The sequence below is a fragment of the Streptosporangium sp. NPDC050148 genome (genome assembly GCF_055586505.1).
Genome location: NZ_JBVJIA010000008.1, coordinates 279,294 through 286,479, shown reverse-complemented (window position 1 = coordinate 286,479; position 7,186 = coordinate 279,294). Strand labels below are relative to the sequence as shown.

General features: G+C 69.3%; 5 protein-coding genes and 1 riboswitch. Of the genes, 4 read left to right on the top strand and 1 reads right to left on the bottom strand.

The genetic code is table 11. The features are described 5' to 3' along the window. Positions 1-1,076 precede the first annotated feature (1,076 nt). Positions 1,077-1,277 carry a helix-turn-helix domain-containing protein gene (locus ACZ6RT_RS12110; protein WP_344892971.1) on the top strand — a complete coding sequence of 67 codons (201 nt, stop codon included), beginning with the start codon at positions 1,077-1,079 and terminating at the stop codon, positions 1,275-1,277. A gap of 104 nt (positions 1,278-1,381) precedes the next feature. Here ACZ6RT_RS12110 and ACZ6RT_RS12105 read toward each other — a convergent pair whose 3' ends face one another. Next, a complete protein-coding gene (locus tag ACZ6RT_RS12105; protein ID WP_399189913.1) occupies positions 1,382-2,431 on the bottom strand; it encodes a C40 family peptidase in 1,050 nt (349 codons plus the stop codon). 5 nt (positions 2,432-2,436) lie between these two features. Next, positions 2,437-2,585: riboswitch (cyclic di-AMP (ydaO/yuaA leader) on the bottom strand. A gap of 335 nt (positions 2,586-2,920) precedes the next feature. Between ACZ6RT_RS12105 and ACZ6RT_RS12100 the strand changes: the two genes are divergently transcribed. The 3 genes from ACZ6RT_RS12100 to ACZ6RT_RS12090 all read left to right on the top strand — a co-directional run bounded on the left by ACZ6RT_RS12100 (position 2,921) and on the right by ACZ6RT_RS12090 (position 7,115). Next, entirely contained in the window at positions 2,921-3,583 is a 663-nt protein-coding gene (locus tag ACZ6RT_RS12100; protein ID WP_470153363.1) for an amino-acid N-acetyltransferase, read from the top strand. Positions 3,584-3,799: 216 nt separating this feature from the next. Next, on the top strand, positions 3,800-4,912 hold the full coding sequence (locus ACZ6RT_RS12095) for an RDD family protein (RefSeq protein ID WP_470153361.1): 1,113 nt from the start codon (positions 3,800-3,802) through the stop codon (positions 4,910-4,912). A 1,870-nt stretch (positions 4,913-6,782) separates the two neighbouring features. Beyond that, a complete protein-coding gene (locus tag ACZ6RT_RS12090; RefSeq protein WP_399189907.1) occupies positions 6,783-7,115 on the top strand; it encodes an Lsr2 family protein in 333 nt (110 codons plus the stop codon). Positions 7,116-7,186: the final 71 nt, after the last annotated feature.

The window sequence follows — 7,186 nt, the reverse complement described above, 5'->3', positions numbered from 1 at the left end:
CGGGCCCGCCGAACGGATCTCCGCCCTCGACCTGGAGGGCCTCGCCGGGGACATGCGCGCGATGGCCGCCGAGTTCGGCGCGGAGCTGGGCCCCGGGGGGCCCCCCCCCCCCCCCCGCTCCCCCCCCCCCCCCCCCCCCCCCCCCCCCCCCCCCCCCCCCCGCCCGGAGCACGATCATGTCCCCGGCCGGGCGCTGTGCCGCGCCCGGGCGGAAGCGCGCCTTCGGGCCCTCGGACGGCACCAAGGCACCCAAGGCACCCAAGGCACCCACCGCATCCCCGGCGCCACGGCGTCCCGGGTCTCCCGTCGATCCATCCGGGCTCCAGGGGAGCGGAACGGGGCGACACGGCCCGGACGGCGACCCACCGGCCGGGCGTCGCGCATCGGCGGCGGCCACGCTCCCGCGGCCGGAGGTGTGCCCGTAAGGGGCGGGGGAACCGGGAGCGGAAGGGCAGGATCCCGGCCCCCGAAAACGGCGGTGCTCGCGTCCCTTCGTGCCATGCGGACGAGTTTCCGCATGGTGTAGAAACTCCCTTTCCAGCACGCCCGATATTACGGCATGCGGATGGCCGTGCATGAAACTCCGCAAATGCCGCAAAGAGCCGAGGTGGCCCACCATTTCATGGTTTTTACGTCACGCCGTCAAGGCGGCGAGGGACGTGACCACCGCCGCACCGGCGGAACAGGGGCCGATTTCCCGAAAAATACGGGCCTGTACGCGCGTCGCGAACCCGGCGTCCGGAGGGCCGCGGGACCTGCCGATCCGGCAAAATCTTGTTCTGTGAAGATGCCGGTCGCCGCAGCCAGGGGACGGTTACGGGTCCACGCCCGAGGCAGATCATGACTTAACCGCAAAGGCGCTGACATATCATGAGTACTTCACGTATGGCCTGCTATGTCAATAGTGCGGCAACGCCATGAAGGGCGGAACTTGACGACCTTTGAACAAGGCGTTTACCGTTCCTGGCGGGCGGTATTCATTCATGGTGCCTTAGGCCCGGTTTCCAGAGTGGGGGGAGTGACTCTTGATGGCATATCCGGAAGTGGATTCGCGCCATGGCGACAGCCCCCTGGGCATGGGCGATATCGGTCTCAGCGCCGACGACCTCGTGCTGCTGGCTGAGCTCGCCAAGGGCGTCACCGTCGACAGGGTGGGCCGCAGGCTCGACATCAGCGGCCGGACCGTCAGGCGCAGGCTCAGGGGCATCTGCGACCGCATCGGCGTCGCCACGGCGATCGAGGCCGTGGCCTGGGCGGCCCGCCGCCGCCTGATCTAGCCGGCCGCCGCCCGGATTCAGCCGCCCGCTCCGCCCGTCCGTCCTCGGCCGAGGCTCGATCCCGCGCCGGGTGGGCGCGGGACGCGTCGAACGGGTGGTGGCGGTCAGCCGGCGATGCGCACGCCTCCCACGAAGGGCCGGTTGTCGATCGTGGTGATGTGGATGACGTCACCGGTCCGGGGGGCGTGGACCATCAGGCCCGCGCCGATGTAGATCCCGACGTGGTGCAGGTCGCTGTAGAAGAAGACGAGATCGCCCGGGCGCAGCTCGCTCCGGGAGACGCGCGTGCCCGCGGTCCACTGGTCCCCGGTGTAGTGCGGCAGGCTGATCCCGACCTTCTGGTAGGCCCACATGACCAGCCCGGAGCAGTCGAAGGAGTCGGGCCCCTCGGCGCCCCAGACGTACGGCTTGAGCTGCTGGGTCAGCGCCCAGCGGGCGGCCTCGGCCCCCTTGCCGCTGCCCACGATGGGCGCGTCGACCTTCACCCGGGCGCCACGGTTGCCGATGGCCTGGGCGCGTACCTCCTTGAACAGGTCGCTCTCCACCCGCGCGACCAGCCGCTCGATCTTGGCGCGCTTGGCGCCGATCTCCGTCAGCAGCTTCTTGACCTCGGAGGTCCTGGCCTTGGCACCGGCCTGCGCCCGCTCCGCGGCCTCGATCGCCCGGCCCACCTGGGCGACCTCCTCGCTCTGCTGCTGCTGCAGGGCGTAGCTGGTGGTGGCCTGGTCGAGGAAGTTGTCGGGGTCGGACGTCTGGGTGAGGGTGAGCCCGGCGTTCAGGCCGCCCGACATGTAGCTGCTCTGTGCCAGCAGGGCGGCCTTGGTCCGCCGCGCCGCCAGCTCGGACTCGCTGGTGGCCAGGGTCTTCTTGGCGCTCTCCGCGGCACGCTGCGCCTGCTTGAGCTTGACCCGCTCGCCGTTGTACTGCTCGGCGAGCGTCTCGATCTCGTTGTGCAGCTTCTCGGCCTGCGCGGCCAGTTGCTTGAGGCTGGGCTCGGGGTCGGCGGAGGCCGCGACCAGCGGGGTGCCCAGGGTGAGGGTGGCGAACGCCAGGCCGATCACCACCATGCGGTGGCGGAGCCCTCGCGGCGCGCGTCGTGGACGGTGGGCGTCGCCACCCGCCTGGTCTCCTCCGCGGTCGCGCGTGCGCTTCACCAATGGACTCCTCTCCTCGGCCGCCTACCGGGTTAGCTGACGGGTTCGGGCCGGAGGGCAGCCCTACCGGGTGCGCCGGTGGCACTCGGATTCACCCCGGGGGACTCGGGTGGGTCCCCGGTTCTCCCTGCGGGAGATTCGGCGGGTCAGGCTTTTCACATCTCTGACATCGAGGACGGAGATTAGTCCACCCCTGGTTCCTGCTCAACCAGAACTTCGAATTCAGTAGAGGTTTCGCAACTGAAATGTCACGGACGGATCACATCTCAAAATGATCACTGAGGCCTTTACGGGCCCTTTGCCCAGGGGTTCATCGGGCCCGAGGGGGTCCGCCCAGCTCCGGGACCGTACCGAAGATGAAATGCGACACACTTCGACTCCCGATGCCCAGCGTGGTAATGGGACTACCAAGGGTCATGAGAGGGGGGTGGTGCGCGAGTTAGGGGTGAGCCGTAATGGGGGGACGGCGAGGACGTACGCTGATCGGTCATGGAGCAGGTTGCGGAACAGTCTCCGGCGCCGGTCGTGCGCGCCCCCGCCGAGGCAGGAAGCGGTGGTGAATCCCGGACCGGCACGGAGCGGGAGGGGCCGCCGGAGGCGGCCGGCGTCACCGTCCGGCGTGCCCGCACCCCGGACGTCCGCGCCATCCGGCGCCTGGTCGACACCTACGGCGGCGCGGGACCTCGCCTGCTGGAGAAGGCCACCGTCACCCTGTACGAGGACGTCCAGGAGTTCTGGGTCGCCACCGACGAGCACGGGGAGGTGGTCGGCTGCGGGGCGCTGCACGTCCTGTGGGAGGACCTGGCCGAGATCCGCACCGTCGCCGTCGACCCCGCCCGCCGGGGGGCGGGGATCGGTCACCGCATCGTCTCCGCGCTGCTGCGCACCGCCGTCGAACTCGGCCTGCGCCGCGTCTTCTGCCTGACCTTCGAGGTGGACTTCTTCGCCCGGCACGGGTTCCTGGAGATCCAGGGCACCCCCGTCGCCCCGGAGGTGTACGCCGAACTTCTCGCCTCCTACGACGAGGGCGTCGCGGAGTTCCTGGATCTGGAGCACGTCAAGCCCAACACCCTGGGCAATACGCGGATGCTGCTGCATCTGACACGTGAGCCCGACGTGAGTGACTTTAGAGCTGACACAACGGAAAGGTGACTGTTGTTGCCTATGTCGATACCTTGTGCTGCAGCAAGCATGTGAGTCTGACATCTGCCACATGCGCAGTCTAAGTGAGGTGACGCGGTGAGCACCGGACAGCCGCCGTATCCACAGGATGATCCCGACCGCGATCGCACACCGTCGGGGCAGCCTGAATACGGACAGCACAACGCGGGTCGAGCCGCTGGTGAACTCGACCCCGACATAACGGTCGTGGGATATCGGTCGGAGGCCTCACAGCCGAACACCGGTCCTGGACAGGCCCAGGGCTACGGCCAGCAGGGCTACGGGCAGCAGCCCGGTTACGGCCAGCAGGGCTACGGCCAGCAGCAGGGGTACGGCCAGCAGGGCTCGACCGGCGGGTACGGGCAGCAGCCCGGCTACGGCCAGTCCTCCCACGAGCAGCCGGGCTACGGTCAGCAGGGCGGCACCGGCGGCACGGGCGGCTACGGCCAGCCCGGCTACGGCCAGCAGGGCGGCACCGGCGGGTACGGGCAGCAGCCGGACTACGGCCAGCAGCCCGGCTACGGCCAGCAGGGCGGCACGGGTGGCTACGGCCAGCCGGGTTACGGCCAGCAGGGCGCGACCGGTGGCTACGGACAGCAGCCGGACTACGGCCAGCAGCCCGGCTACGGCCAGCAGGGCTACGGGCAGCAGTCGTCCCAGCCCGGGTACGGCCAGCAGCCCGACTACGGTCAGCAGGGCTACGGTCAGCAGGGCGGGTACGGCCAGCAGCCGGACTACGGCCAGCAGGGCTACGGTCAGCCGGCGTACGGCCAGCAGGGCTACGGACAGCCCTACGGCGGCGTTCCCGGCGCTCCGGCGCCGCTCGCCGAGTGGTGGCAGCGTCTGGTGGCACGGCTCATCGACGGGATCATCCTGGGGATCCCGACGTTCATCATCAGCGCCGTGCTGGCCGCCGTCATCGTCACGTCCCCCAGCTTCGACAGCACGACCGGGACCCTGGACGCGGGAGGCGGCTTCTTCCTCGCCACCCTGCTCACGTCCCTGCTCGCAGCGGCGCTGTACTTCGCCTACGAGTTCTTCATGACGACCAGGAGCGGGCAGACCGTCGGCAAGATGGTCATGGGCATCAAGATCGTGCCCGTGGGCAACGTCGTGCCGCCGGGCGGGCTCAGCAACGCCGTCGCGCTCAAGCGGGCCGGCGTGTTCTTCGGCCCGCAGTTCCTGTCCTGGGTGCCGTTCCTGAACTGGATCGTGCGCATCTTCTCCCTCCTGAACGTCCTGTGGCTGCTCTGGGACCAGCCCCTGCACCAGGCTCTGCACGACAAGGTGGCCGACACGGTCGTCGTGAAGATCAAGTAGTTCCCCCGAAGAGACGGGACCGGTGGTTCGACCGCCGGTCCCGTTCTTCGTGCGAGGGCCTTCGTGCGCGTCCCGCGACACCAGGGGCGTCGACGCGACGCGACGCGATCCCGACCCCGCGACCCCGGACCCCGGACCCCGTGATCCCTGACGCGAGGTTCCTGACGCGAGCCCCTTCCGGCCCGGTCCTCCGAAAGCGGCCCTTCCGGTCCGGCCCTTCGAAAGCGACCCTCGGAGGCGGCCTTTCGAGCCCGCCCCTCAAGGCCCGCCCCTCAAGGCACGGCCCTCGGGACGCCGGCCTCGCCCCGGCCCCCGGCGCCCCCGCCCCCGGCTCCCGCACACGCGCCTCCCGCCGCCCTCTCGCGTACGGCTTCGCACCCGGCCTCCAGCACGCGCGGCGTCCTCCATGAGCCCTCGCCGCGACCCCGCCCCCGGGCCTCCTGCCCCGAGCCTTCCGCCCCCCGGGCCTTCAGGCGCGTGGGCCTTCCCGCGGACCTCCTCGTCCCCATGGCGTCGTCCAGTCCCCACGGCGTCCTCCACGGACCCTGACGCGCGGCCTTCCCACGCCCGTTCTCACGCGTCCACACGCGCGGGATTTCACGCACACGCCTTGATGCACTCGCCTTCACAGGCGCGTCTTGACGCACTCGGCTTCGTCGGGGCCGGAAAACGAGAACCCCGAGGAGCCCTAACGGCCGGGCCGGGCGGGACGCCGTGGACACGCGAACCCATTTACTCCCGGACGCGGGACGACTTATGACCGTCCCTTGGCCCGGTCCAGGAAAATATCCGCCCTCGGCGCCACCGATGTCCTCGTACCGCTATGGCCCCTCAATGGCCGGATCGTCCGCCGTCGGGAGTTAGCCCACCACTCACCGAATGGCCGCTTCCGCCCGCCAGGAGTGTCCTGCGCGGTGCTCACGGCTTTCTCCCGTTCGTCTTCACGGTGTGTTCGGGGCGACCGATGAAGGCCTTCTTAGGGATCCGGAACGGGGGGGCGCGGTCTTGCCGGGGTTGCGCGAGGGGGGCTCGCCTTTGGTGGTTATACGGTCTACGACTATGTGCGGCCGGTCGGAGTGAGTCATACTCCAGGCAAGAAAGCACTGAAGATCCGTCTTGTTACAAGCGCTCGCGTCGCATCGGCTCCGGCCGGGCCATGAGGCGGGAGGCTCTCCGCCCGGTGTTCCGCCGGCGGCGGGCATTCCCGTGATGAACCCGTCCGTTGCGGATCCCGGGATACCGGCGGGGCGCCGTTCCTGCCGGGATGCCTTCTGAGCAGGGACTTCCCCGTGAGGGAGGGGGTGGTGTGACGGCCGGAACGCCCGCGCGGCCGGGTATTCCGGAGACGACGATGATCACTTGATCTCCCCGGCTGTTTTTCTTGACGGCTTTACGGGTGCAACCGGTAAGGCGGCTGGAGAGAAGCATTAGGCTGGAGACCGACGGGCGTGGCGCCCCTGAGACGCATGTCGCCGGTCGGTGGCGCTATGGTCATCCGTGAGCGGTTCCGGACCGATCGGGCACGCACCCGTGCCCGGGGTCGCCGCCACTTTTCCCGGTCCAGAAAGCCCATCCACGGTGCGGAGCGAGGACGAATGTACGCAGTATTGTCCGCGTTGATACCCCCGGCGGTCGTCGGCGGGGCCTTCATCTTCGGAGTCGTCAAGTTGGTTCGGAGTGAAGCCGCCGGTCGGCGCCAGGCAAAACAGGCCGATCCGGCCGAGACGCAGAACAGCTGATCCACCACGGAGCCGCACCGGGGGCCCCGGTTCCCTGTGAGAATCGCCAGGCTTCTGGAATTGCCGCTCTTGGGTCGCGGGTATATGTTTGGCTTGCGAATGAAACAATACTCCGCGAAAGGATTGTGTAGATGGCCAAGCAGATCCAGGAGATTCTCATCGACGACCTCGATGGGGGTGAGGCCGACGAGACCGTCACCTTCGCGATTGACGGCACCAGCTATGAGATTGACCTGAGCGACGTTAACGCCAAGAAGCTCAGGGACTCCCTGTCTCCTTTCGTGCAGAGCGCCCGTCGTTCCGGCGCGCTGCCGGCCCGCCGCCGCCGTGCGGGCGGGGCGCGGGCACTCACCCGCGAGAAGAGCGCCGACATCCGGGCGTGGGCCAAGTCCCGCGGCATGAATGTCAGCGAGCGCGGCCGGATCGCGTCCAAGATCGTCGAAGACTACGAGCGGGCTCACTAGACCGGCACGGCCGGTCGAGTGAATCATGCGGTTATGGCGGTCACGGTGGGGTCCGGTGGCGGCCATGACCG